We start from the raw sequence: 22,548 nt of genomic DNA, 5'->3' as shown, positions 1-22,548 counted from the left end.
CAAAAGGGCGACCGAAGTCGCCCTTTTTTCTACCGATTCCGATTAGCCGCGACGACGAAGGGCTTCGATACGGTCTTCCAGTGGTGGGTGGCTCATCAGCAAGCCTGCCAGGCCCTGCTTGAGGCCGCCGTTGATGCCGAAAGCATTCAAGGTGTCGGGCATGTGCACTGGCACGCCTTGCTCAGAGCGCAGGCGCTGCAGGGCGCCGATCATCGCGTTTGTGCCGGCCAGGCGCGCACCGGCTTCGTCTGCGCGGTACTCGCGTTTGCGCGAGAACCACATGACGATGATGCTGGCCAGGATACCCAGCACCAGTTCGGCGACGATGGTCGCAATGTAGTAGGCGATGCCCTGGCCTTCTTCGTTCTTGAAGATCACCTTGTCGACGAAGTTGCCGATGATGCGGGCAAAGAACATCACAAAGGTGTTGACCACGCCCTGCACCAGGGCGAGGGTGACCATGTCGCCGTTGGCCACGTGGCCGATTTCATGGGCCAGCACGGCGCGCACTTCATCGGGCGAAAAACGCTCGAGCAGGCCCTGGCTGACTGCAACCAGAGCGTCGTTGCGGTTCCAGCCGGTAGCGAAGGCGTTGGCCTCGTAGGCTGGGAAGATACCCACTTCCGGCATCTTGATGCCGGCTTCGCGGGACAGTTCTTCGACGGTCTGCAGCAGCCATTGTTCGTGGCGGGTGCGCGGTTGGCTGATGATCTGGGTGCCAGTGCTCATCTTCGCCATCCACTTGGAGATGAACAGCGAGATCAGCGAGCCGGCAAAACCGAACACCGCGCAGAAAATCAGCAACTGGTCGAGTTTGAGGTCAACGCCGTTGGCCGCCATGAACCCGTTGAAGCCAAACAGGCTCAGGGTAATGCTGGCAATCAGCACAACCGCGAGGTTGGTGGCCACAAACAGTAAGATGCGCATCATGGTTGTTACGTTCTCCTGACGGATAAAAGTGTCACGTATGCGGGGTATATAAGGTGCGCGCTGCGGTGATTCAACCGGGCGACTATTTCAAACTGTGTACTTGTCTGCATTGCAGGCGCGTTCCATCAACCCGCACGCCAGAGCGGCGGGTGTTGAAAAGGCTAAATGCTTGGTCTGTAAGGTCTGTACCTGGATCGGTACAGACCATTCCATATCAACTGTAGGCTACTGCTGATATGTCTTCAGGAAGTTTCCGATACGGCCGATGGCCTGCTCCAGGTCATCGACCCGTGGCAGGGTCACCACGCGGAAGTGATCCGGCCAAGGCCAGTTGAAGGCGGTGCCCTGAACAATCAGCAGCTTTTCCGAGAGCAACAGGTCAAGGACGAATTTCTCGTCGTTGTGGATCGGGCAGACCTTCGGATCGATGCGCGGGAAGGCGTACAGCGCACCCATGGGTTTGACGCAACTGACCCCGGGTATGCTGTTGAGCAGCTCCCAGGTGCGGTTGCGCTGTTCCAGCAGGCGGCCCTGGGGCAGCACCAGGTCGTTGATGCTCTGGTAGCCACCGAGGGCGGTCTGGATGGCATGCTGGCTCGGTACGTTGGCACACAGGCGCATGTTGGCCAGCATGTCGATGCCTTCGATGTAGCTCTGGGCATGCAGCTTGGGCCCGGAGATGGCCAGCCAGCCGGAACGGAAGCCCGCCACCCGGTAAGATTTGGACAGGCCGTTGAAGGTCAGGCAGAGCAGGTCCGGTGCCAGCGAAGCGGTGCTGATGTGCACGGCTTCGTCATAGAGAATCTTGTCGTAGATCTCGTCGGAGAACACCACCAGGTTGTGCTGGCGGGCCAGCTCCAGCATGCCCAGCAGCAGCTCGCGCGAGTACACGGCGCCAGTCGGGTTGTTCGGGTTGATGATCACCAGGGCCTTGGTGTTGGAGGTGATCTTGGCCTTGATGTCGTCAAGGTCCGGGAACCAGTCGGCCTGCTCGTCGCACAGGTAGTGCACCGGGTTGCCGCCGGCCAGGCTCACCGCAGCGGTCCACAGCGGGTAATCCGGCGCCGGGATCAGTACTTCGTCACCATTGTTGAGCAGGGCCTGCATCGACATCACGATCAGTTCGGAGACGCCGTTGCCCAGGTAGATGTCTTCAATGCCGACACCTTCAACCTGCTTTTGCTGGTAGTACTGCATCACCGCCTTGCGCGCGCTGAACAGGCCTTTGGAGTCGCTGTAGCCCTGGGCGGTCGGCAGGTTGCGGATCACATCCTGGAGGATTTCGTCCGGCGCCTCGAAACCAAAGGGCGCCGGGTTGCCGATGTTCAGCTTGAGGATGCGATGGCCTTCCTCTTCCAGGCGTTTGGCGTGCTTGAGCACCGGGCCGCGAATGTCATAGCAGACATTGGCGAGCTTGTTCGATTTGCTGACCTGCATGATGTGATCCCGATTAGAAAAGATCGTCGCGCAACGCGCGGTGAAAACGTTTGAAATACGTGTGACGCGGGTGCCAGACTGATGCCTGATGAGGCGCAATAATATACGTGCCGCCCGCCCTGTGGAAAAGCCATGGCGCGGGGTTTTTGGACAGATGAGGCCTGATGATGGAAAAACTCGAGAAAACCCTGGAAGAATGGCGCGCCATGCTCGACCCCGAGCAGTACAACGTGTGTCGCCTGAAGGGCACCGAGCGGCCGTTCAGTGGCAAGTACAATGGCACCAAGATCGACGGTGTCTACCATTGCATTTGCTGCAACGAGCCATTGTTCGACTCGAACGCCAAGTTTGACTCCGGATGTGGCTGGCCCAGTTTCTACGAACCGATTGCCGACAGTGCGATGATCGAGATCCGCGACACCTCCCACGGCATGATCCGTACTGAAGTCACTTGCGCCAAGTGCGATGCCCATCTGGGGCATGTATTTCCTGACGGTCCGCCGCCGACCGGGCTACGCTACTGCATCAACTCGGTCTGCCTGGACCTGGTACCGCGCTGAATAAAGGAGAAAGGTCATGGCCGACGCACTGCTGAAGATTCCCTGCATTACCCTCAACGGCGAGCAAAGAGCCCTGGCCGATTACCCTGCCAAGGCGCTGCTGGTGGTCAATACCGCCAGCCAGTGCGGGTTTACCCCGCAGTACAAGGGCCTGGAGCAGCTCTGGCAGCGTTATCGCGAGCAGGGGCTGGTGGTGCTGGGCTTTCCCTGCAACCAGTTCGGCAAGCAGGAACCGGGCGATGCGCAGGCCATTGCGCAATTTTGCGAGCTCAATTTTGGTGTCAGCTTCCCGCTGTTTAGCAAGATCGAGGTCAACGGCGATAGTGCCCATCCACTGTTCGTCGAACTGAAAAAGCGTGCTCCTGGCTTGTTTGGTTCCCAAGGGATCAAGTGGAACTTCACCAAGTTCCTGCTCGATCCGGTCACCGGCAAGGTCACGCGCTACGCGCCGAGCACCAAGCCCGATGCGCTGACCGGCTCGATCGAAAAGCTGCTCAGGTAGCGGTCAACGGTACCCAGTGGTCGATCAACGCCAGCAGCTCCTCGCGGCGAAACGGTTTGGCCAGGTAATCGCTCATGCCTGCCGCCCGGCAGCGTTCGCGCTCTTCGGGCATGGCGTTGGCGGTCAGGGCGACGATGGGCAGGTCTGGCCAGCGACCGCTCTGGCGAATGCGCCGGCTGGCCTCATAGCCATCCATCACTGGCATGTTGCAATCCATCAGCACCAGCTCGAAGGCCCCCTGTTCGAGTTGCTCAAGGGCTTCGGCGCCATGGGCGGCGACGCTGACTTCGCAGCCGAGCTTGGCCAGCATGCCCTTGGCCACCAATTGGTTCACCGGATTGTCCTCGACCAGCAGGATGCGTGCGCGACGTTCGCTGGCCTGGGCGCCATCGAGCGGTGACGGGTTGATGCTGTCGGCACCGTGCAAGGTGCGTCGCAGGGTTTGGTACAGGGCATTGCGCGCCAGGGGGCGAGCCTGCTGCTGCAAAGGCGCCAGGTGTGCAGCCTGTTCGCCGGGCAGGAAGTTGCCGTAGGCGGTCACCAGCAAAATTGGCGCACTGATGTGCGGACGCAGGCTGAACAGACAATCCAGATCATCAGTGATCAGCAGGTCCGGGGTGGCGTGGTGAAGCTGCGTCGGGCTGTCGTAGCGCTGGTAGTCCAGACCCCAGCTGGGCAGTAGCATTTGTAGCAGTTCGGCCAGGCCGCTACTGGAACTGCTGATTGCCACAATGCTGCCGCGCAATGAGGGCGCAGGTACCGCTGCGCTATGGCTGGGCAGCGGCAGTTCGGCGCTGAACTGGCTGCCAAACCCGGCTTCGGAACTGATGCTCAAGCGCCCCTGCATGGCTTCACAGAGGTTATTGGTCAGCGCAAGGCCCAGGCCGGTGCCGCCATACTGGCGGGTGATGCCGGCGCCAGCCTGGGTGAAGGGCTGGAAGATGCGTACCTGGGCTTCGCTGGGGATACCGATCCCGGTATCACAGACGTCAAGGCGAACGCCCCCGGGGTAGCTGCTCAGGCGCACATCGACACGGCCGAAGCGGGTGAATTTCAAGGCGTTGGACAGCAAGTTACTGACGATCTGCCGCACGCGGGTCGGGTCGCCCAGCACCATCGAAGGAAACTGCGGATCGATCAGGCAGGTCAGCTCGACACTCGGCGCGGCATTTTGTGAAAGCAGGTTGGCCGTGTCTTCGACCAGGGCGCCAAGGTCGAAGGGGATGCGTTCGAGTTCCAACTGCCCGGCATCGAATTTGGACAGGTCGAGAATATCATTGAGCAGCTCCACCAGTACCTTGCCCGAGTCGTGGGCAATCGACAGTTGCTGGCGTTGCTCGGCATTGAGCGAGCTGTCCAGCGACAGGGCGATCATGCCCAGCAGGCCGTTGAGCGGTGTGCGGATCTCATGGCTCATGTTGGCCAGGAAGGCCGCGCGGGCCTGGGCCATGTCCAGCGCCCGGCGCCGGGCTTCTTCGAGTTCTTCGTTGGACTGGCTGAGGCGGGTGTTGCTGGCCTTGAGCTCGTTGGTGCGTGCCGAGACGATATTCTCCAGTTCATTGAGGTAGTCGGTCAGGCGGTTTTCGGCGTTGCGCCGCTGCTGGATCTCGGTGGCCATGCTGACGAACTGCTGGTTGGCGACTTTGACCAGCACACCGATTTCGTCGTGCTCGTGGCCCGGCGGGAACGACAGCTTGGATTGTGCCGGGTTGCGTGAGTCGCTGTTGCTCAGGGCGCTGATGACCCGTACCAGTGGCTGGGTCAGCATGATGTAGAACAGGCCGAGAAGAATGCCGGTCAGGATCAGGCTGCGCATGAAGCCGTTGAGCAGGGTAACTTCGGCGCGCTTGAGAAAGCGGCTGCCGAAGGCGAAGGTGTCGACCTCCAGGTACAGGGTGCCAAGGTACTCGTCAGGCATATGGCTGAGAAACAGTCGATCCTGGAACTGGCGCGAATCACTGAACAGGAAGTCGCTGATCAGCCGGTAGCTGCTTTCCTGGCGGGGGCGCTGAACATCGGCAAGTACCGTCTCGTTGTTGTCGATCAGCCAGGCGCGGGTGATCGCCGGTGATTGCAGCAGGCCGCGGGTCAGCTCCTGGGCCAGCTCGGCGTCGATGTTGTAGGCAATGCGCGAGGCCGGGTTATGGCTGATTTGTAGTAGCGCCTGCATCTCGCGGTTGATGGAGGCGTCTTCACTGGCATAATCGATACCGATCTGGATGAGACTGAGCAATGTACCCAGGATGAAGCCGACAAGGACTGTCAGCCGGGCTTGCTTGTAGGACAGGCGATTGGTGAACTTGATATCCATGAGTCCCGAGCCAGTTTCACGTTCCGTGCGCTGCGCAAGCATAGCCGATCAGCCCCGGCTGCTGGCACGCCCTGTCACACATTCAGCGGTGCTTTTGTCCTTGTATCTGTCTTGAGGAAGTCTTGTGGACTCACGTTTGAATGCTTTTCTGGAGCGCGCCGAAACCGTGCTCGCTCGTCTTGAACCGCTGCTGCCGGCACTGCGCCCGAGCATCGACTGGTCCGAGTGCCTGGCTGCACGCTGGCAGCGCGACGGTCGCAGCGGCTATTTGTTGCCACTGCAGGTCAGCCTCGACATGCGCTTGTCCGACCTGATCGGTGTCGATCAGCAGCGCGAACAACTGGGCCGCAACACCCGCCAGTTTCTCGATGGCATGCCGGCCAACCATGCCTTGCTCTGGGGCTCGCGCGGTACCGGCAAGTCGTCGCTGGTCCGGGCGCTACTGGCCGAGCACGCCGGGGCCGGCCTGCGCCTGATCGAGATCGAGCGCGATCACCTGGCCGACCTGCCGCGGGTGGTCGAGCAATTGCAGAAACTGCCGCAACGCTTTGTGCTGTTCTGCGACGACCTTTCGTTCGAGGCCGGGGAGGGCGATTACCGGGTGCTCAAGAGCGTGCTCGATGGCTCGCTCGAACAGGCGCCGGATAACGTACTGCTGTATGCCACCTCGAACCGCCGGCACCTGGTGCCGGAAAAACAGAGCGACAACGAAAACTGGAAGATGGTCGACGGTGAACTGCATCCGAACGAGGCGGTGGAAGACAAGATCGCCCTGTCGGACCGATTTGGTCTGTGGCTGTCGTTCTATCCTTTTACCCAGGAGCATTTCCTCAACGTGGTCGAGCACTGGATCACCGAGCTTGCGCAGCGCGCGGGCCTGGACTGGCGTCGCGATGAGGAACTGGAAATACTCGCTGTGCGCTGGGCGACCGGGCGCGGCAACCGTAATGGCCGTTGTGCCTACCAGTTCGCCCGTTATTGGGTCGGGCTGAAATTGCTGGAGCAAAAATCATGATCGACCTCAACGCTACCGGCGCCGGCCTTGAAGGCTATGGCCTGCTGGCGGCACAGCTGGAAGCCCTGCTTGCCGATGAACGCGACTTCATCGCCAACGCTGCGCAGTTTTCGGCGTTTCTCTACAGCCAGGTCGATGACCTGAACTGGGCTGGTTTCTACCTCAATCGCAACGAGCAACTGCTGCTTGGGCCTTTCCAGGGGCAAGTGGCCTGCGTGCGCATTCCCTTCGGGCGTGGCGTGTGCGGTACGGCGGCGGCCACCCGGCAAACCCAGCGGGTAGAAGACGTGCACGCGTTTGCCGGGCATATCGCTTGTGACAGTGCGTCGAACAGTGAGCTGGTGATTCCGCTGGTCAAGGACGGGCGGCTGATTGGCGTACTGGACCTGGACAGCCCGAAGCTTGCGCGTTTCAGTGAAGTTGATCAGGCGGGGTTAGAGCGCTTGGCGGGGATTTTCTTGCGTTTGACGGATTGCTGACAATCGCGGGGCAAGCTCGCTCCCACAGAGAGTGCTGTGGGAGCGGGCTTGCCCCGCGAAATGTATCAGTCGTAGATGACCTTTTTCTTCCAGTCTTCGGTAGTGTCGGTCTTCAGACCTTCGGTCAGGGCATTGTTGTCGTCTTCGGCCGGCTCCAGCTGGCTGAGCACCTGGGCATTGGCCCGGGCCAGGAGTTTCTCCATATAGTCGAGCTGCTCGCGGTACAGCGTCGGGTCAGGCTGCTTGCGCAGGTACTGCACACCGCGTTCGAAGGCCAGGCGTGCGTGACCCGGCTGGTTCTGTTGCAGCGCCTGCTGGCCGAGGTTGTTGAAAAACTCGATATGCAGCAGCACGAGGATATGGCGGATTTCCTTGACCCAGTACTTGGCTTCGTTGGTGGGCAGGAAGCCCTCCTGGGCGGCGCGGGTAATCTGGTTGTGCATGCCTTCGAGCAAAAAGCGCACATCCTTGGCCCGGGCTTCGGTCTGGATCGGCATTGGCGGGTTGTTGACCGGCAGCGCTTCACCCTTGGCAATCAGGCCTTCGAGTTCACTGATGCGCGCGCGTATATCGCGGCTGTGCTTGTCCAGTGCCAGTTGGCGCTGGTTGAGATTGAGCTCCAGGCGGGTCAGCAGCAGCTTGAGTGCCGGGGTCATCAATTGGCCGGGGAAGGTTTCGGTGATTTCGCCACAACGGCGCAAGCGATCCGCCAGCTCGATCTTCAGCCGGGCACGCTCGAGCTTGTTGTTCTCGACCACGTTGTTCAGGTAGCCGATCACGATCAGTAACGCGATTCCCGCTACTATAAGCAGGGTGATCAGAAGTGGTGTCACCGTTAACGCCTCATACAGGATGATTTACTGTTTGAGTGTAGTGGCTAAGCATTTGGCCGGATAGAGCTGTTTGGCGGTTGCTCGCAAGCGATTAATGGCCTTTTGCTCTTTGATTGCCGTGGCTGCTGGGCCGCAGGCGGGTAGGGGTGCCAGAAAAAAATCGTCAAGCGCCCGGCGCGCGAAGCCAGGGCGCAAGGCCGTAAAGCGTCGGGAAGTCATTGATTTAAATAAATTTATACAGAGGGGTTGACGACTTCCCAAAGCATCCCTAGAATGCGCGCCACTTGCAGCGTAAAGCACACAGCGAAACGCGGCAGGGAGTGAAGTTGTAGTGTGTCCCCTTCGTCTAGTGGCCTAGGACACCGCCCTTTCACGGCGGTAACAGGGGTTCGAGTCCCCTAGGGGACGCCAATGCGGGAATAGCTCAGTTGGTAGAGCACGACCTTGCCAAGGTCGGGGTCGCGAGTTCGAGTCTCGTTTCCCGCTCCAGTTTACAAAGGCTTTGCTTAACGGCAGGGCTTGTAAAAACCCAGCGTCAGATCTCACGGTTTGAGTTGGTAACTGAAGCATGCGTTGCATGTTTCGGGCGTCGTCCCCTTCGTCTAGTGGCCTAGGACACCGCCCTTTCACGGCGGTAACAGGGGTTCGAGTCCCCTAGGGGACGCCATTTTTGCGGGAATAGCTCAGTTGGTAGAGCACGACCTTGCCAAGGTCGGGGTCGCGAGTTCGAGTCTCGTTTCCCGCTCCAAATATGGTGCTCCAGCGTTTGATAGCGCTGTAGTGATAGAAGCAGGGCGTAAAGCCCTGGTTTCTCGCCGGGTTAACCGGTCGCTACACAGTTTGCGGGAATAGCTCAGTTGGTAGAGCACGACCTTGCCAAGGTCGGGGTCGCGAGTTCGAGTCTCGTTTCCCGCTCCAAATAAAGAAACGCCGTTCGATTGAACGGCGTTTTTTTTCGTCCGGATTTTTCGGGTTAAGCGATGTACTTGAAATGCAGGCGAGTCGTGCTGTCGTTTGTTTTCAGCTCCGCGTGCAAAATCGCCTCTGACGGGCAGCCGTCGGCAAAAAGAATGCACTCGATACCGGTGTTCGCCTCGTTGGTCTGGAAGTTGTCGATAAAGGGACGCCCCCCTCCGATCTGCTGCTGAGCTTGGTTGCGGGCGCAGATTGCCAGGGATCGAGCGTCGGGGAAGCAGTCATCGAGTGCTTCGTAGATTTCTTCAATCACTGCGGGCGAGATCTGGTGCCGCAGCCTTAAGGTTTCGCTGTCTCGACAGGAAATAGCGCTGACGAAGTCGTGAAGCACTTCGTATTCATGATCGGTTAAAGGCGCATCCATCCGTACCTTCTCCATCCATGTAGTGTTTTGCCAACACAGCAGGCGGTGAATTGCTCACCGCCTGGACCCTCTGAATCAGTGCTTGCTGTCGTCGTCCGACATGTTCAGTAGCTGTTTTTCCTGGTTCCAGTCGAAGGGCTCGTCATTTTGCTCGGCTTCGAAGCGGCGCTCTTCCAGTTCCTGGTACATGTCCAGTTCGTTCTCCGGCATGAAGTGCAGGCAGTCGCCGCCAAAGAACCACAGCAGGTCGCGTGGCACCAGGTGCGCGACCTGTGGATAGCGCTGGATGACCTGGCACATCAGGTCCTGGCCAAGATAAGTGCTTTCCGGGTCGACGGGCAGTTGCAGCATCAAGTCGTCGAAGCGCTCCAGAAACAGCGCGTGGCTTTCTTCCGGCACCTGCTCGGCTTCGCCCAGGGCAACCAGGATGGTGCGCAGGTGGGTGAGCAGGGCGAGATGGTATTCCAGGCGATCGGTAGCCATGCTGGCAGTCCTCTTGAGCAAAAACGGGCGCGGGAGTATACGGCTCCCGGCGCCCGATGTCCCGGCCCTTAGCGAATCTTGCCGTCGGCCGGTAGCAGTTGCTCCTTGTCGAAGGCATCGACATCGATTACCTGGCGTCGCGCCGTTTCCGCGGCCTGCAGGCTTTGCGCCTCGTTGGCTTGCAGTACGCCGGCGTGCAGGGCTGCATCGATGATCGATTCGCCGGGAGCGGGGGCAAGCTGGCCGCTCTTGACTGCCAGATGCATTTTTTTGCGCAACGGCTCGCCGGCGCTGAGTTGGTCGTAGGCGTGCTGCAGGGCGGCGACCGGATCGCCATCCGCTTGCGGCCGGTAGCAACCGGCGAGCAGTTCTTCAAGCGCCGGGTCACCTTTGGCCCTGCCGATCAGCTCGGCGATCTCGGCGTCCAGTCCATCGCTCGGGCCGGTATGGCGACGGCCGAAGGGGAAGACCACCAGGCGCAGGCCGCAACCGAGCAGGCGGTTGGGGAAGTTGTCGAGCAGCCGGTCCAGGGCTTTTTCGGCCTGGCCGAGGCTTTCTTCCAGGGCCCAGCGTAGGAGTGGTTGCAGGTGCTCGGGCGAGTTCAGGTCGTGGTAGCGCTTGAGCGCCGCCGAGCCCAGGTACAGGTGGCTGAGTACATCGCCCAGGCGCGCTGACAAGCGCTCGCGGCGCTTGAGTTCGCCGCCGAGCAGCATCATGCACAAGTCGGCCAGCAGGGCGAAGGCGGCCGCCTGGCGGTTGAGCGCGCGAAAGTAGCCCTGGCTCAGGGCGTCACCCGGGACCTTCTCGAAATGCCCCAGGCCCAGGCCAAGCACCAAGGTGCTGGCGGCGTTGCCTACGGCAAAGCCGATGTGCTGCATCAGCAACTGATCGAACGCCTTGAGCGCCTGGTCGTGGTCCTCGCGACCGGCCAGGGCCATCTCCTTGAGCACGAACGGATGGCAGCGAATCGCACCCTGGCCGAAGATCATCAGGTTGCGCGAGAGGATGTTGGCGCCCTCGACGGTGATGAAGATCGGCGCGCCTTGCCAATTGCGTCCCAGGTAGTTGTTGGGGCCCATGATGATGCCTTTGCCGCCGTGGACATCCATGGCGTGCTGGATGCATTCGCGCCCGCGCTCGGTGAGGTGGTACTTGAGAATCGCCGAGAGTACCGAGGGCTTTTCGCCCAGGTCCACGGCCTTGGCGGTGAGCAGGCGGGCGCTGTCCATGAGGAAGGCGTTACCGCCGATACGGGCCAAGGATTCCTGGATGCCTTCGAAGGCTGCCAGTGGCACATTGAATTGCTCGCGGATGCGCGCGTACTGGCCGGTGACCAGGCTGGTGTACTTGGCCGCGCCGGTGCCGACCGCCGGCAGGGAGATCGAACGGCCCACCGACAGGCAGTTCATCAGCATCATCCAGCCCTTGCCGAGCATGGCCTGGCCGCCGATGAGAAAGTCCAGTGGCACGAACACGTCCTTGCCGCTGTTGGGGCCGTTCATGAACGCCGCACCCAGGGGCAGGTGACGCTTGCCGATCTCGACGCCGGGGGTGTCGGTGGGGATCAAGGCCAGGCTGATACCCAGTTCTTCTTTGTCGCTGAGCAGGTGCTCGGGGTCATAGGCCTTGAAGGCAAGGCCCAGCAGGGTGGCGACCGGGCCGAGGGTGATATAGCGCTTCTCCCAGTTCAGGCGCAGGCCGATGACCTCCTCGCCTTGCCACTGGCCCTTGCAGATGATGCCGGTATCGGGCATCGCCCCGGCATCGGAGCCGGCCAGCGGGCCGGTAAGGGCGAAGCAGGGGATTTCCTCGCCACGGGCCAGACGTGGCAGGTAGTGCTGGCGTTGCTCGTCAGTGCCGTAGTGCAGCAGCAGTTCGGCCGGGCCCAGGGAGTTGGGGACCATCACGGTCGAGGCGAGGTCGCCGCTGCGGGTCGCCAGCTTCATCGCCACTTGCGAGTGGGCGTAGGCCGAAAAGCCCTTGCCGCCATACTCCTTGGGGATGATCAGGGCAAAGAAACCGTGACTCTTGATGTGCTCCCAGGCCGCTGGCGGCAGGTCCAGATCCTGGCCGATCTGCCAGTCGCTGACCATGGCGCAGAGTTCTTCGGTGGGGCCATCGATGAACGCCTGTTCTTCTTCACTGAGTTCGGCCTTGGAGTAGCCGAGCAGGGTGTTCCAGTTCGGGCGGCCGCTGAACAGCTCGCCGTCCCACCACACGGTGCCGGCGTCGATGGCTTCGCGTTCGGTCTGCGACATCGGCGGCAGGGTGCGCTGGAACCAGCTGAACAAGGGCGCGGTGAGCACTTTGCGACGAAGCTCGGGCAGCAGCAGAGGGGCAGCCACTGCCGCCAGCAGCAGCCAGAAAATCGTCAGCAGCCAGCCCGGTGCGTGACTGAAGACACCCATCGCCAGCAAGTACAGGGCAACGATGCCCAGCGCCGGCAAGGCAGCCAGGCGACGGTGGGCCAGGTAGGCCGCGCCGATCACCAGGACCACTAACCACAACAGCAACATAGCAATTCCTCCGTGAACCATCGGGGCATTTCGCCATCCATCGAAGCTTAGACTGCATCCGCTAAACGGCTTGTCTGAACAGTGACAGGGCATGTGCTCAAGAGTTCGGCCCAATGCCAAACGATTGCCAGCACAAGCGCCTGGAGTAGACTGGGCGACCAACAAAATCATCAGGGAATCGTGATGCTCAAGATTTGGGGTAGGAAGAACTCGACAAATGTCAGGAAGGCACTGTGGTGCGCCGAGGAGCTCGGTCTTGAGTATGAGTCGATCGATGCCGGAGGCGCTTTCGGTCTGGTCAATGAGCCGCAGTACCGCGCGCTGAACCCCAATGGCCTGGTGCCGATGATCGAAGACGACGGTCTGGTGCTCTGGGAGTCCAATGCCATTGTCCGTTACCTGTCGGCGCAGTACGGCAGTGAGCGGGGTTGGTACGAGGTGGATGCACGCAAGCGAGCCGAGGCCGACAAGTGGATGGACTGGGTGACCTCGTCTCTGGCTACACCGTTCCGCCCTTTGTTCTGGGGCATCGTGCGTACGCCTGCCGAGCAGCAGGACTGGGTGGCGATCAATGCCGCGCACAAGACCTGCGCGCAGTTGCTGTCGATTGCTGACCAGGCCCTGGCGCACAGGCCTTACTTGTCTGGCGAGCAACTGGGCATGGGTGATATCCCGCTGGGCTGCTTTGCCTATGCCTGGTTCCAGATGCCTATCGAGCGCCCCGAGATGCGTCACTTGCGCGCCTGGTATGAGCGCTTGCAGGAACGTCCGGCCTACCAGGCGGCGGTGATGACGGCGCTGACCTGATCATTGCGCTAAACCTGATAGTTATTATCGATACACATGACTGTACTTGTCAGGCCTGCACAAGCACCATGGTCATATTCACTGCGGCCGGGTCTTGCCCGGCCGCGTCTAGAACCTTCCAAACTGGTACGCGACCCGCTATGAGTTCTGCTCTGTCCATAAGGCAGCTAACCAAAACCTACGGCAACGGTTTCCAGGCCCTCAAGGGTATTGACCTGGATGTCGCCGAGGGTGACTTCTTTGCCTTGCTCGGCCCCAACGGGGCCGGTAAATCCACCACCATCGGCATCCTCTCGACCCTGGTCAACAAGACCAGCGGCAGCGTCAATATCTTCGGCCACGATCTTGATCGACAGCCTGCCGCGCTCAAGCGTTGCATTGGCGTGGTGCCGCAGGAATTCAACTTCAACCAGTTCGAGAAGACCTTCGACATCGTCGTGACCCAGGCCGGTTACTACGGCATCCCGGCCAAGGTGGCCAGGGAGCGTGCCGAGCAATACCTGACCCAGCTCGGCCTGTGGGACAAGCGTGATGTACCGTCGCGCTCGCTGTCCGGTGGCATGAAGCGCCGGTTGATGATCGCCCGCGCCCTGGTTCATGAGCCGCGCCTGCTGATCCTCGATGAGCCAACGGCGGGTGTCGACATCGAACTGCGCCGTTCGATGTGGAGCTTTCTCACCGAGCTCAACCAGAAAGGCATCACCATCATCCTCACCACCCATTATCTGGAAGAGGCTGAGCAGCTGTGCCGTCACATCGGCATCATCGACCATGGCACCATCGTCGAGAACACCAGCATGCGTGCCTTGCTCGGCAAGCTGCATGTCGAGACTTTCGTGCTCGACCTCAAGCATGACCTGCCCCAGGCGCCAAGCCTGATCGATTACCCGTGCCGCTTGATCACCCCGCACACCCTGGAAGTGCAAGTCGACAAGGAAGTGGGCATCACCGCGCTGTTCGGCCAGCTGGCGCTGCAGAACATCGAAGTGCAAAGCCTGCGCAACAAGACCAATCGTCTCGAGGAGCTGTTTGTGTCCCTGGTTGAGAAAAACCTGGCAAAGGTGGCGGTATGAGTTCGGAGCTGAGCGCCAACCTGGTCGCCCTCAATACCATCGTCTACCGCGAAGTGCGCCGTTTCACCCGGATCTGGCCACAGACCCTGCTGCCACCGGCGATCACCATGGTCCTGTACTTCGTGATCTTCGGTAACCTGATCGGCCGGCAGATCGGTGACATGGGTGGCTTCACCTATATGGAGTACATCGTCCCGGGGCTGATCATGATGTCGGTGATCACCAACTCCTACGGCAACGTGGTGTCGAGCTTCTTTGGTAGCAAGTTCCAGCGCTCGATCGAAGAGCTGATGGTCTCGCCCGTTTCGCCGCACACCATTCTCGTTGGCTACACCCTGGGTGGCGTATTGCGCGGCCTGGCGGTGGGGGTGATCGTCACCTTGCTGTCGTTGTTCTTCACCGACTTGCAGGTGCACCATCTGGGTGTGACCATTGTCGTGGTGCTGCTGACAGCGACGATCTTTTCGTTGCTGGGCTTTATCAACGCGGTGTTCGCTCGCAACTTCGATGACATCTCGATCATCCCGACTTTTGTGCTGACGCCGCTGACCTACCTGGGCGGGGTGTTCTACTCGATTACCCTGCTGCCACCATTCTGGCAGGCGGTGTCGATGGCCAACCCGGTGCTGCACATGGTCAACTCGTTCCGCTACGGCATTCTCGGCGTGTCGGATATCCGCATCGGCGTGGCCATCAGCTTCATGCTGGTTGCCACGGCGGTGCTGTATGTCGGGTGTGCTCGGCTACTGGTCAGCGGACGAGGAATGCGTACCTGACTGCTTGTTTTTGCGCCGGCGCCACTGCCTGCCTACCCACCAGCGCCAGTAGAGCATGGTCAGGCAGTAGGCGAGGGCGCCGAGCAGTACGCCACACACCACCGAGCCGAGCAGGAACGGCTGCCACAAGGTCGACAGCTGGTCGGTGATCCATTCGAAGGTGAGTTCTTCAGGCAGGGTGCGGGGCGGGATCTGCATCAGCCAGGCGCCCATCTGGTAGGTGCAGAAGAACACCGGCGGCATGGTGATCGGGTTGGTCAGCCACACCAGGCTGACCGCGATCGGCATGTTGCCGCGCACCATGATTGCCAGGCTGGCAGCCAGCAGCATCTGCATCGGAACCGGAATGAACGCGGCGAACAGGCCGACGGCCATGGCGCGAGCGACCGAGTGCCGGTTGAGGTGCCAGAGGTTGGGGTCGTGCAACAGCCGGCCGAGAAAGCGTAAGGATTTGTGTTCCCTGATGCTGGTCGGATCGGGCATGTAGCGTTTGAAGAGACGACGCGGCATGAGGGGTCTCGGCAATCTGAAGGGTGCCAGTATGCACGGATTCTAAAAGTGCCTTGTTCAGACTTTGTGACAATTATTTAGCGAGCACTCGCCGTCACTGATCTAAGCCTCAGAAGGTGGTTTACTTCTGGAGCTTCAGGATTATGCGCACAGGGATGTTGGCGCTTGCGCTCGGGCTGCTCAGCCTCGGGTTGCTACCGGCTTTACCGTCCGTCTGGACACTTGTCCTGCTGATCGCTTTCGGGATTTGCTGCCTGGCTGCCAAGCTATGGTCGATTGGACTTTTTCTGCTGGGATTGAGCTGGGCCTGCGTCTCGGCGCAATTGGCGCTGGATGAGCGCCTGGCCGCGCCGCTCGATGGCCGTACTCTATGGATAGAAGGCCGGATCACCGGTTTGCCGGAGCAAGGCACGCGCTCCGTGAGATTCGAGTTGAGCGATGCCCAGTCGCGCCGCGGACCATTGCCAAGGCGCATGCAGCTCAGCTGGTTCGGTGGCCCAGTTGTCAACAGCGGTGAATATTGGCGATTGGCCGTCAGCCTCAAGCGACCCTCCGGCTTGCTCAATCCTCACGGCCCGGATCAGGAGGCCAGTCTGTTGGCCCGGCGCGTCGGCGCCACCGGCAGCGTCAAGGCTGGCGAGCGCCTCCTGCCAGCAACAGCGGCCTGGCGCAATGACCTGCGCCAGCGCTTGCTGGCCGTCGATGCCCAGGGCCGGGAGGCGGCGCTGGTGGCGTTGATTATCGGTGATGGCGGCGGGCTCGCACGGCAAGACTGGCAAGCCCTGCAAGCCACCGGCACGGTGCACCTGCTGGTGATTTCAGGCCAGCATATAGGCCTGCTGGCCGGGTTGGTGTACGCCTTGATTGCCGGGCTGGCGCGCCTGGGCTGGTGGCCGCAGCGGCTGCCCTGGTTGCCTTGGGCCTGTGTGCTGGCATTCGCCGCAGCCCTGGCCTATGGCGTGCTGGCCGGGTTTCAGGTGCCGGTGCAGCGGGCCTGCATGATGCTGGCCATGGTGCTGCTCTGGCGTCTGCGTTTTCGTCACCTGGGCGTTGGCTTGCCGCTGTTGCTGGCGCTCAACGCAGTGCTGCTATGGGAGCCGCTGGCCAGCTTGCAGCCAGGCTTGTGGCTGTCATTCATGGCCGTTGCAGTGCTGATTTTCATCTTCAGCGGCCGCCTGGGCGCCTGGAATCCCTGGCTGGCCTGGAGCCGCGCCCAATGGTTGATCGCCATCGGCTTGTTGCCAGTGTTGCTGGCGCAAGGTCTGCCAGTGAGCCTGACAGCGCCGCTGATCAACCTGCTGGCCGTACCGTGGATCAGTCTTGCGGTATTGCCGGCGGCGCTGCTGGGTACCCTGTTGCTGCCTGTGCCCTATGTGGGCGAAGGGCTGTTATGGCTGGCGGGCGGATTGCTGGACGGCTTGTTTCGCCTGCTGGTTGAAGTCGCGGCCTGGCAGCCGGCCTGGCTGCCCGAGCCGCTGCCGTTCTGGGCCTGGTTGCTGGTATGCCTGGGGGCTTGGCTGCTGCTGTTGCCACACGGCCTGCCCATGCGCCTGCTCGGTTGGCCGTTGTTACTGCTGGCTGTGTTTACGCCCAGAGAACGCGTGCCCCTGGGTCAAGCCGAAGTCTGGCAGCTGGATGTCGGCCAGGGGCTGGCATTTGTCCTGCGTACGCGTCACCACGCCATGCTCTACGATGCCGGGCCCGCCATGGGCGATTTCGATCTGGGGGAGCGGGTGGTGTTGCCCAGCTTGCGCAAGCTGGGTGTGCGCAGGCTGGACTTGATGCTGCTCAGCCATGCCGATGCCGACCACGCCGGTGGTGCCCGCGCTGTGCAGCGTGGCTTGCCGGTGTTGCGGGTGCTCGGTGGTGAAGCGGCGGCATTGCCTGAAGCGCTCAAGGCGCAGCCCTGCAACAGCGGCGAACGGTGGCAGTGGGACGGGGTGAATTTTTCCCTTTGGCAATGGCGTGACGCCAGCGACAGCAACCAGGACTCCTGTGTGCTGTTGGTCGAGGCTCGAGGTGAAAAGCTGCTGCTCACCGGCGATCTCGATGCCCGTGGTGAACGGGCCTGGACGCGCGACTGGCAGGCGAGCCGGGTCGATTGGCTACAGTCCCCGCATCACGGCAGTCGCAGTTCCTCCAGCGAGGCATTGCTCAAGGCCACCGCTCCGCGCGGCGTGCTGATTTCACGTGGGCGCTACAACGCCTTCGGTCATCCCCATCCGCAGGTACTGGCGCGCTATCGGACGCACGGTATCCAGGCCTACGACAGTGTCGAATACGGTGCGCTGCGCCTGCGCCTGGGTAGCTTTGGCGAACCAGAGGGGCTGCGTGCCCAGCGACGTTTCTGGCGCGACCCCAGATGACGACCTTCGGCAGATGAGCCCCCTTGGGTCCTATGGTAAAGTGGCGGACTTTTTTTAGGGGATGCTTACTGTGTGGGAATTGGTCAAGTCTGGTGGCTGGATGATGCTGCCGATCATTCTGAGCTCCATCGCCGCCATGGCGATCGTCGCCGAGCGTCTCTGGACCCTGCGCGCCAGCCGGGTCACACCACCGCACCTGCTGGGCCAGGTGTGGATGTGGATCAAGGACAAGCAACTTACCAGTGACAAGCTCAAGGCCCTGCGCGCCGATTCGCCCCTGGGCGAAATCCTTGCCGCCGGCCTTGCCAACTCGCGCCATGGCCGCGAGATCATGAAGGAATGCATCGAAGAGGCGGCTGCCCGGGTTATCCATGAGCTTGAGCGTTACATCAATGCCCTGGGCACCATCGCTGCCATGGCGCCGCTGCTCGGCCTGCTCGGCACCGTGCTGGGCATGATCGACATCTTCAGTGCCTTCATGGGCACCGGTATGACCACCAATGCCGCAGTGCTGGCCGGCGGTATCTCCAAGGCGCTGATTACCACGGCAGCGGGCCTGATGGTGGGTATCCCGTCGGTGTTCTTCCACCGTTTCCTGCAGCGCCGCATCGATGAACTGGTGGTCGGCATGGAGCAGGAGGCGATCAAGCTGGTCGAAGTGGTGCAGGGCGATCGTGATGTCGATCTCAGCGAGGTCAAGGCGTGAAGTTTCGACGCAAGGCACGGGAGACCGTGGACATCAACCTGGCCTCGTTGATCGATGTGGTGTTCATCCTGCTGCTGTTCTTCGTGGTCACCACCACCTTCACTCGCGAGACCCAGTTGCGCGTCGAGTTGCCGGAATCGGTAAGCGGCGCGCCGGCACCGGATTCGGAACTCAAGCAACTGGATATCACCATCAGCGCTGACGGTGTCTACTCGGTGAACAACCACCTGTTGCCCAAGAGCGATCTGGCGACCCTGAGTGAAGCCCTGCAGCAGGAATCTGCAGGTGATACCAAACTGCCGTTGTCGATCAGCGCCGACGGCAAGACCCCGCATCAGGCGGTGGTGACTGCCATGGATGCGGCCGGCAAGCTCGGTTTCAGCCAGTTGCGCATGACCACCGTCGAGGCGGCTCAGGGGACGCCCTGATGGCCCTTGCCGACCGTTTGCTCGCGGCCTGGTACGCGGGGCATCCGGCGCTGGCGCTGCTGCGTCCGCTCGAAGCCCTGTATCGTCAAGTAGTGCAGGGCAAGCGCGCGCGCTTTCTCAGTGGTGAAAGCCCCAGCTACCGCGCCCCGGTGCCGGTGATCGTGGTGGGTAACATCACGGTTGGCGGTACCGGCAAGACGCCGATGATCCTCTGGATGATCGAGCATTGCCGCCAGCAAGGCCTGCGCGTCGGTGTGGTCAGTCGCGGTTATGGCGCCAAGCCGCCGCAGTTGCCGTGGCGCGTGTGTGCCGAGCAGAGCGCGGCGCAAGCGGGTGACGAGCCTTTGCTGATTGTCCAGCGTAGCGGCGTGCCACTGATGATCGACCCCGACCGTTCGCGTGCGGTGCAGGCGCTGCTGGCCAGTGAGGCGCTGGACCTGATCCTGTGCGACGACGGTATGCAACATTACCGCCTGGCCCGCGATCTGGAGCTGGTGCTGATCGATGCCGCCCGGGGGCTGGGCAACCGCCGCTGTCTGCCGGCCGGCCCTCTGCGCGAACCGGTCGAGCGTCTGCAGGCCGTTGATGCGGTGCTCTACAATGGCGCCACGGTGGACCGCGAAGACGGGTTTGCCTTTGCCCTGCAACCTGCCGCGCTGGTCAACCTGCGCACCGGCGAGCGCCACGGCCTCGACCGCTTTGCGCCAGGCCAGGCGCTGCACGCCGTGGCCGGCATTGGCAACCCGCAACGTTTCTTCAATACCTTGCAGGGGCTAAACTGGCGTCCTGTGCCACACCCTTTTGCCGATCATGCCCAGTACAGCGCCCAGGCCTTGAGCTTCAGCCCTGCGCTGCCCCTGGTCATGACCGAGAAGGACGCGGTCAAATGCCGCGCCTTCGCTGCCGACGACTGGTGGTACCTTGCGGTCGATGCTGTGCCTTCGCCGGCCTTCCAGGCCTGGTTCGACACACAGCTCGCCCGCTTGCTGCCCGCGTCGCGGCTCTCCTGATTCGTTTCTTTTTCCGGCCACTGGCCTGAGGAATTTCCATGGACACCAAACTGCTCGATATCCTCGCTTGCCCGATCTGCAAGGGTCCGCTCAAGCTCAGCGCCGACAAGACCGAGCTGATCAGCAAGGGCGCGGGCCTCGCCTACCCGATCCGTGACGGTATCCCGGTCATGCTTGAGAGCGAAGCGCGCACCCTGACCGACGACGAGCGCCTGGACAAATGAGCCTGGCCTTTACCGTGGTGATTCCGGCGCGCCTGCGTTCCACGCGCTTGCCCGGCAAGCCGTTGCTGCTGATTGCCGGCAAGCCGATGATCCAGCACGTCTGGGAGCAGGCCCGCAAGAGCAGCGCCAGCCGCGTGGTGATCGCCACCGACGACACAGATATCCTCAAGGCCTGCGAGGCCTTCGGCGCCGAAGTGCTGATGACCCGCGAAGACCATGACTCCGGTACCGACCGCCTGGCCGAAGTGGCGGCCAAGCTGGGCCTGGCCGCCGATGCCATCGTGGTCAATGTCCAGGGTGATGAGCCGCTGATTCCACCGGTGATCATCGATCAGGTGGCGGCTAACCTGGCGGCCCATCCTGAAGCCGGCATTGCCACCCTGGCCGAGCCGATCAGCGATGTCGAAGCTCTGTTCAACCCCAATGCGGTCAAGGTGGTCAGCGATTGCAACGGCCTGGCCCTGACCTTCAGCCGGGCACCGTTGCCGTGGGCGCGGGACGCCTTTGCCCAGAGTCGTGAACAGATGCCGCAGGGCGTGCCGTATCGCCGTCACATCGGCATGTACGCCTACCGCGCCGGCTTCCTGCAGGACTTCGTCGCCTGGGGGCCGTGCTGGCTGGAGAAGACCGAGTCGCTGGAGCAGTTGCGGGCGCTTTGGCATGGTGTGCGTATTCACGTTGCCGATGCCATCGATCCGCCACCCGTAGGCGTCGACACTCCTGAAGACCTGGAGCGCGTTCGGCGCTTGCTGGAGGCCTGATGCGGGTTCTGTTCGTGTGCCTTGGCAATATCTGCCGTTCGCCCACCGCCGAGGGCGTACTGCGTCAGCAATTGCAGGCGCAAGGTTTGGGCGAGCGGATTGAAGTGGCGTCGGCCGGTACCGGTGACTGGCATGTCGGCAAGCAGCCCGATATCCGTACCTGCCGCACCGCACGCATGCGTGGCTATGATTTGTCGCAGCAGCGTGCGCAGCAGCTCAAGGCTGCGCACTTCAACGACTACGATCTGATCCTGGCCATGGACAAGAGTAATCTTGGCCATTTGCAGGCCATGCGCCCCGCCACGGCCAAAGCCGAGCTGGACCTGTTCCTGCGCCGCTATGACGGTGCACTGGATGAGGTGCCGGATCCTTACTATGGCGCCGAGCAGGATTTCGAAGAGGTCCTCGACCTGATTGAAGTCGCCTGCAAGCATTTGGTCATCGAACTCAAGGGCCGTCTATGAGCGGGCAGTGGCAACAACAGGTATCGCTCAAGCCGTACAACACGTTTGGTATCGACGTTAAGGCCCGGTTTTTCACCGAAGCCCACAACGACGATGAGGTACGCCAGGCTCTGGCCCAGGCGGCTGGGCAGGACGTGCCGGTGCTGGTGATAGGCGGTGGCAGCAACTTGTTGCTGACTGCCGATGTTCAGTCACTGGTACTGCGCATGGCCAGCCGTGGCCTGCGCATCCTGTCTGATGACGGTGAGCGAGTGGTGGTCGAGGCCGAAGCGGGCGAACCCTGGCATCCGTTCGTGCAATGGAGCCTGTCCCAGGGCTTGGCTGGGCTTGAGAACCTCAGCTTGATCCCGGGTACGGTCGGTGCTGCACCGATGCAGAACATTGGCGCTTACGGCGTCGAGATCAAGGACGTATTTGTCGGCCTCACTGCGCTGGACCGCCAGACCGGCGAGTTGCGTGACTTCAGTCTGGAAGAATGTGGCTTTGCTTACCGTGACAGCCTGTTCAAGCGTAATCCTGGGCGCTGGTTGATCCTGCGCGTGCGCTTTGCCTTGAGCCGGATGATGCATGCGCACCTGGATTATGGCCCAGTGCGTCAGCGTTTGAGCGAGCAAGGTGTCGACCAGCCGACTGCGCAGAATGTCAGTGATGCGATTTGCAGTATCCGTCGGGAAAAACTGCCTGATCCCATCGAGCTGGGTAATGCCGGGAGTTTCTTCAAGAACCCGGTGGTGGCAGCAGTGCTTGCCGACAAGATCCGTTTGCAGCACCCAGGGCTGGTGGCTTATCCACAGGCTGATGGCCAGTATAAGCTGGCTGCCGGCTGGTTGATCGAGCAGGCGGGCTGGAAGGGGCATCGCGAAGGCGATGCCGGGGTGCATCGTTTGCAGTCGCTGGTGCTGGTCAATTATGGCCAGGCGACCGGTGTGCAGTTGCATCAACTGGCGCAGAAGATCCAGGCCGATATCCTCGAGCGCTTCGGGGTTGAACTGGAGATGGAGCCGAATCTGTACTGAGC

The 22,548-nt window shown here is 61.5% G+C and carries 23 protein-coding genes and 5 tRNA genes; 20 read left to right on the top strand and 8 right to left on the bottom strand.

From position 1 onward, the window contains the following. Nucleotides 1-42: 42 nt before the first annotated feature. Together htpX and EXN22_RS19975 are read right to left on the bottom strand one after the other, a co-directional pair. Nucleotides 43-930, bottom strand: a complete 888-nt coding sequence (gene htpX / locus EXN22_RS19980; protein ID WP_130265684.1) for a protease HtpX — start codon at nucleotides 928-930, stop codon at nucleotides 43-45. A gap of 225 nt (nucleotides 931-1,155) precedes the next feature. After that, nucleotides 1,156-2,367 carry a pyridoxal phosphate-dependent aminotransferase gene (locus EXN22_RS19975; RefSeq protein WP_130265683.1) on the bottom strand — a complete coding sequence of 404 codons (1,212 nt, stop codon included), beginning with the start codon at nucleotides 2,365-2,367 and terminating at the stop codon, nucleotides 1,156-1,158. Between the two features lie 167 nt (nucleotides 2,368-2,534). On the opposite strand from EXN22_RS19975, the gene msrB reads away from it, so the two are divergent. Both msrB and EXN22_RS19965 read left to right on the top strand, forming a co-directional pair. After that, complete coding sequence (gene msrB, locus EXN22_RS19970) at nucleotides 2,535-2,927, top strand: peptide-methionine (R)-S-oxide reductase MsrB (RefSeq protein WP_130266871.1); 393 nt, start codon at nucleotides 2,535-2,537, stop codon at nucleotides 2,925-2,927. A 16-nt stretch (nucleotides 2,928-2,943) separates the two neighbouring features. Further along, nucleotides 2,944-3,429 carry a glutathione peroxidase gene (locus EXN22_RS19965; RefSeq protein ID WP_130265682.1) on the top strand — a complete coding sequence of 162 codons (486 nt, stop codon included), beginning with the start codon at nucleotides 2,944-2,946 and terminating at the stop codon, nucleotides 3,427-3,429. On the opposite strand, the gene EXN22_RS19960 is transcribed toward EXN22_RS19965, so the two are convergent. After that, nucleotides 3,422-5,782: a response regulator gene (locus tag EXN22_RS19960; protein ID WP_177414037.1), complete on the bottom strand. Its 2,361-nt coding sequence runs from the start codon at nucleotides 5,780-5,782 to the stop codon at nucleotides 3,422-3,424. The genes EXN22_RS19965 and EXN22_RS19960 overlap by 8 nt on opposite strands. An 82-nt stretch (nucleotides 5,783-5,864) precedes the next feature. On the opposite strand from EXN22_RS19960, the gene EXN22_RS19955 reads away from it, so the two are divergent. Next, the gene (locus tag EXN22_RS19955; RefSeq protein WP_130265680.1) at nucleotides 5,865-6,755 is read left to right on the top strand and encodes an ATP-binding protein; all 891 of its coding nucleotides are present in this window, start codon (nucleotides 5,865-5,867) and stop codon (nucleotides 6,753-6,755) included. Then, complete coding sequence (locus tag EXN22_RS19950) at nucleotides 6,752-7,234, top strand: GAF domain-containing protein (RefSeq protein ID WP_130265679.1); 483 nt, start codon at nucleotides 6,752-6,754, stop codon at nucleotides 7,232-7,234. Before EXN22_RS19955 ends, EXN22_RS19950 begins: the two co-directional genes overlap by 4 nt. 65 nt (nucleotides 7,235-7,299) lie before the next feature. On the opposite strand, the gene EXN22_RS19945 is transcribed toward EXN22_RS19950, so the two are convergent. Next, nucleotides 7,300-8,067: a hypothetical protein gene (locus EXN22_RS19945; protein WP_130265678.1), complete on the bottom strand. Its 768-nt coding sequence runs from the start codon at nucleotides 8,065-8,067 to the stop codon at nucleotides 7,300-7,302. A 335-nt stretch (nucleotides 8,068-8,402) separates the two neighbouring features. Here EXN22_RS19945 and EXN22_RS19940 point away from each other — a divergent pair. From EXN22_RS19940 to EXN22_RS19920, 5 genes are all read left to right on the top strand, one after another. Then, nucleotides 8,403-8,478: transfer RNA gene (locus EXN22_RS19940), tRNA-Glu, on the top strand. A gap of 2 nt (nucleotides 8,479-8,480) precedes the next feature. Further along, nucleotides 8,481-8,556: transfer RNA gene (locus EXN22_RS19935), tRNA-Gly, on the top strand. A gap of 102 nt (nucleotides 8,557-8,658) precedes the next feature. After that, nucleotides 8,659-8,734, top strand: a tRNA-Glu gene (locus tag EXN22_RS19930). A gap of 5 nt (nucleotides 8,735-8,739) precedes the next feature. Continuing rightward, a tRNA-Gly gene (locus EXN22_RS19925) sits at nucleotides 8,740-8,815 on the top strand. 94 nt (nucleotides 8,816-8,909) lie between these two features. Further along, a tRNA-Gly gene (locus EXN22_RS19920) sits at nucleotides 8,910-8,985 on the top strand. A gap of 55 nt (nucleotides 8,986-9,040) precedes the next feature. Here EXN22_RS19920 and EXN22_RS19915 read toward each other — a convergent pair. The 3 genes from EXN22_RS19915 to EXN22_RS19905 form a co-directional block, all read right to left on the bottom strand. Continuing rightward, nucleotides 9,041-9,406 carry a hypothetical protein gene (locus EXN22_RS19915; protein ID WP_130265677.1) on the bottom strand — a complete coding sequence of 122 codons (366 nt, stop codon included), beginning with the start codon at nucleotides 9,404-9,406 and terminating at the stop codon, nucleotides 9,041-9,043. 75 nt (nucleotides 9,407-9,481) lie between these two features. Further along, a complete protein-coding gene (locus EXN22_RS19910; protein ID WP_130265676.1) occupies nucleotides 9,482-9,889 on the bottom strand; it encodes a PA2817 family protein in 408 nt (135 codons plus the stop codon). Nucleotides 9,890-9,957: 68 nt separating this feature from the next. Further along, nucleotides 9,958-12,405, bottom strand: a complete 2,448-nt coding sequence (locus EXN22_RS19905) for an acyl-CoA dehydrogenase (protein WP_130265675.1) — start codon at nucleotides 12,403-12,405, stop codon at nucleotides 9,958-9,960. A gap of 183 nt (nucleotides 12,406-12,588) precedes the next feature. Between EXN22_RS19905 and EXN22_RS19900 the strand changes: the two genes are divergently transcribed. The 3 genes from EXN22_RS19900 to EXN22_RS19890 all read left to right on the top strand — a co-directional run bounded on the left by EXN22_RS19900 (nucleotide 12,589) and on the right by EXN22_RS19890 (nucleotide 15,061). After that, complete coding sequence (locus EXN22_RS19900; RefSeq protein ID WP_130265674.1) at nucleotides 12,589-13,212, top strand: glutathione S-transferase family protein; 624 nt, start codon at nucleotides 12,589-12,591, stop codon at nucleotides 13,210-13,212. A gap of 140 nt (nucleotides 13,213-13,352) precedes the next feature. Beyond that, nucleotides 13,353-14,285 carry an ABC transporter ATP-binding protein gene (locus tag EXN22_RS19895; RefSeq protein ID WP_130265673.1) on the top strand — a complete coding sequence of 311 codons (933 nt, stop codon included), beginning with the start codon at nucleotides 13,353-13,355 and terminating at the stop codon, nucleotides 14,283-14,285. After that, nucleotides 14,282-15,061 (top strand): ABC transporter permease, encoded by a 780-nt coding sequence (locus EXN22_RS19890; RefSeq protein WP_130265672.1) that lies wholly within the window; start codon nucleotides 14,282-14,284, stop codon nucleotides 15,059-15,061. The genes EXN22_RS19895 and EXN22_RS19890 overlap by 4 nt, the downstream gene beginning before the upstream one ends. Here EXN22_RS19890 and EXN22_RS19885 read toward each other — a convergent pair. Further along, entirely contained in the window at nucleotides 15,029-15,571 is a 543-nt protein-coding gene (locus tag EXN22_RS19885; protein WP_130265671.1) for a DUF2062 domain-containing protein, read from the bottom strand. The two genes, EXN22_RS19890 and EXN22_RS19885, sit on opposite strands and share 33 nt — an antisense overlap. Before the next feature lie 143 nt (nucleotides 15,572-15,714). On the opposite strand from EXN22_RS19885, the gene EXN22_RS19880 reads away from it, so the two are divergent. The 8 genes from EXN22_RS19880 to murB all read left to right on the top strand — a co-directional run bounded on the left by EXN22_RS19880 (nucleotide 15,715) and on the right by murB (nucleotide 22,546). Continuing rightward, the gene (locus EXN22_RS19880) at nucleotides 15,715-17,937 is read left to right on the top strand and encodes a DNA internalization-related competence protein ComEC/Rec2 (protein WP_130265670.1); all 2,223 of its coding nucleotides are present in this window, start codon (nucleotides 15,715-15,717) and stop codon (nucleotides 17,935-17,937) included. A gap of 70 nt (nucleotides 17,938-18,007) precedes the next feature. Next, complete coding sequence (locus tag EXN22_RS19875) at nucleotides 18,008-18,643, top strand: MotA/TolQ/ExbB proton channel family protein (RefSeq protein WP_130265669.1); 636 nt, start codon at nucleotides 18,008-18,010, stop codon at nucleotides 18,641-18,643. Continuing rightward, the gene (locus EXN22_RS19870) at nucleotides 18,640-19,071 is read left to right on the top strand and encodes an ExbD/TolR family protein (protein WP_130265668.1); all 432 of its coding nucleotides are present in this window, start codon (nucleotides 18,640-18,642) and stop codon (nucleotides 19,069-19,071) included. The genes EXN22_RS19875 and EXN22_RS19870 overlap by 4 nt, the downstream gene beginning before the upstream one ends. Then, nucleotides 19,071-20,081 (top strand): tetraacyldisaccharide 4'-kinase, encoded by a 1,011-nt coding sequence (gene lpxK / locus EXN22_RS19865; RefSeq protein ID WP_130265667.1) that lies wholly within the window; start codon nucleotides 19,071-19,073, stop codon nucleotides 20,079-20,081. Before EXN22_RS19870 ends, lpxK begins: the two co-directional genes overlap by 1 nt. A 38-nt stretch (nucleotides 20,082-20,119) precedes the next feature. Next, nucleotides 20,120-20,305, top strand: coding sequence for a Trm112 family protein (locus EXN22_RS19860; protein WP_038994143.1), 186 nt, complete (start codon nucleotides 20,120-20,122; stop codon nucleotides 20,303-20,305). After that, complete coding sequence (gene kdsB, locus EXN22_RS19855) at nucleotides 20,302-21,066, top strand: 3-deoxy-manno-octulosonate cytidylyltransferase (RefSeq protein ID WP_130265666.1); 765 nt, start codon at nucleotides 20,302-20,304, stop codon at nucleotides 21,064-21,066. The genes EXN22_RS19860 and kdsB overlap by 4 nt, the downstream gene beginning before the upstream one ends. Then, nucleotides 21,066-21,530, top strand: coding sequence for a low molecular weight protein-tyrosine-phosphatase (locus EXN22_RS19850; protein WP_130265665.1), 465 nt, complete (start codon nucleotides 21,066-21,068; stop codon nucleotides 21,528-21,530). Before kdsB ends, EXN22_RS19850 begins: the two co-directional genes overlap by 1 nt. Then, a complete protein-coding gene (gene murB / locus EXN22_RS19845; protein ID WP_130265664.1) occupies nucleotides 21,527-22,546 on the top strand; it encodes a UDP-N-acetylmuramate dehydrogenase in 1,020 nt (339 codons plus the stop codon). Before EXN22_RS19850 ends, murB begins: the two co-directional genes overlap by 4 nt. Nucleotides 22,547-22,548 lie beyond the last annotated feature (2 nt).

Origin of the sequence: Pseudomonas tructae, assembly GCF_004214895.1 — a bacterium.
In the GTDB taxonomy this organism is placed as follows: domain Bacteria; phylum Pseudomonadota; class Gammaproteobacteria; order Pseudomonadales; family Pseudomonadaceae; genus Aquipseudomonas; species Aquipseudomonas tructae.
The sequence above is the reverse complement of the archived record's forward strand: the minus strand, read 5'-3'. Positions and strand labels throughout refer to the sequence as shown.

Excerpts from the sequence above, each read along its gene's own strand:
- htpX (WP_130265684.1), bottom strand. The coding sequence starts at position 930 with ATGATGCGCATCTTACTGTTTGTGGCCACCAACCTCGCGGTTGTGCTG.
- EXN22_RS19975 (WP_130265683.1), bottom strand. The coding sequence starts at position 2,367 with ATGCAGGTCAGCAAATCGAACAAGCTCGCCAATGTCTGCTATGACATT.
- msrB (WP_130266871.1), top strand. The coding sequence starts at position 2,535 with ATGGAAAAACTCGAGAAAACCCTGGAAGAATGGCGCGCCATGCTCGAC.
- EXN22_RS19965 (WP_130265682.1), top strand. The coding sequence starts at position 2,944 with ATGGCCGACGCACTGCTGAAGATTCCCTGCATTACCCTCAACGGCGAG.
- EXN22_RS19960 (WP_177414037.1), bottom strand. The coding sequence starts at position 5,782 with ATGCTTGCGCAGCGCACGGAACGTGAAACTGGCTCGGGACTCATGGAT.
- EXN22_RS19950 (WP_130265679.1), top strand. The coding sequence starts at position 6,752 with ATGATCGACCTCAACGCTACCGGCGCCGGCCTTGAAGGCTATGGCCTG.
- EXN22_RS19915 (WP_130265677.1), bottom strand. The coding sequence starts at position 9,406 with ATGGATGCGCCTTTAACCGATCATGAATACGAAGTGCTTCACGACTTC.
- EXN22_RS19910 (WP_130265676.1), bottom strand. The coding sequence starts at position 9,889 with ATGGCTACCGATCGCCTGGAATACCATCTCGCCCTGCTCACCCACCTG.
- EXN22_RS19905 (WP_130265675.1), bottom strand. The coding sequence starts at position 12,405 with ATGTTGCTGTTGTGGTTAGTGGTCCTGGTGATCGGCGCGGCCTACCTG.
- EXN22_RS19900 (WP_130265674.1), top strand. The coding sequence starts at position 12,589 with ATGCTCAAGATTTGGGGTAGGAAGAACTCGACAAATGTCAGGAAGGCA.
- EXN22_RS19895 (WP_130265673.1), top strand. The coding sequence starts at position 13,353 with ATGAGTTCTGCTCTGTCCATAAGGCAGCTAACCAAAACCTACGGCAAC.
- EXN22_RS19890 (WP_130265672.1), top strand. The coding sequence starts at position 14,282 with ATGAGTTCGGAGCTGAGCGCCAACCTGGTCGCCCTCAATACCATCGTC.
- EXN22_RS19885 (WP_130265671.1), bottom strand. The coding sequence starts at position 15,571 with ATGCCGCGTCGTCTCTTCAAACGCTACATGCCCGATCCGACCAGCATC.
- EXN22_RS19880 (WP_130265670.1), top strand. The coding sequence starts at position 15,715 with ATGCGCACAGGGATGTTGGCGCTTGCGCTCGGGCTGCTCAGCCTCGGG.
- lpxK (WP_130265667.1), top strand. The coding sequence starts at position 19,071 with ATGGCCCTTGCCGACCGTTTGCTCGCGGCCTGGTACGCGGGGCATCCG.
- EXN22_RS19860 (WP_038994143.1), top strand. The coding sequence starts at position 20,120 with ATGGACACCAAACTGCTCGATATCCTCGCTTGCCCGATCTGCAAGGGT.
- kdsB (WP_130265666.1), top strand. The coding sequence starts at position 20,302 with ATGAGCCTGGCCTTTACCGTGGTGATTCCGGCGCGCCTGCGTTCCACG.
- EXN22_RS19850 (WP_130265665.1), top strand. The coding sequence starts at position 21,066 with ATGCGGGTTCTGTTCGTGTGCCTTGGCAATATCTGCCGTTCGCCCACC.
- murB (WP_130265664.1), top strand. The coding sequence starts at position 21,527 with ATGAGCGGGCAGTGGCAACAACAGGTATCGCTCAAGCCGTACAACACG.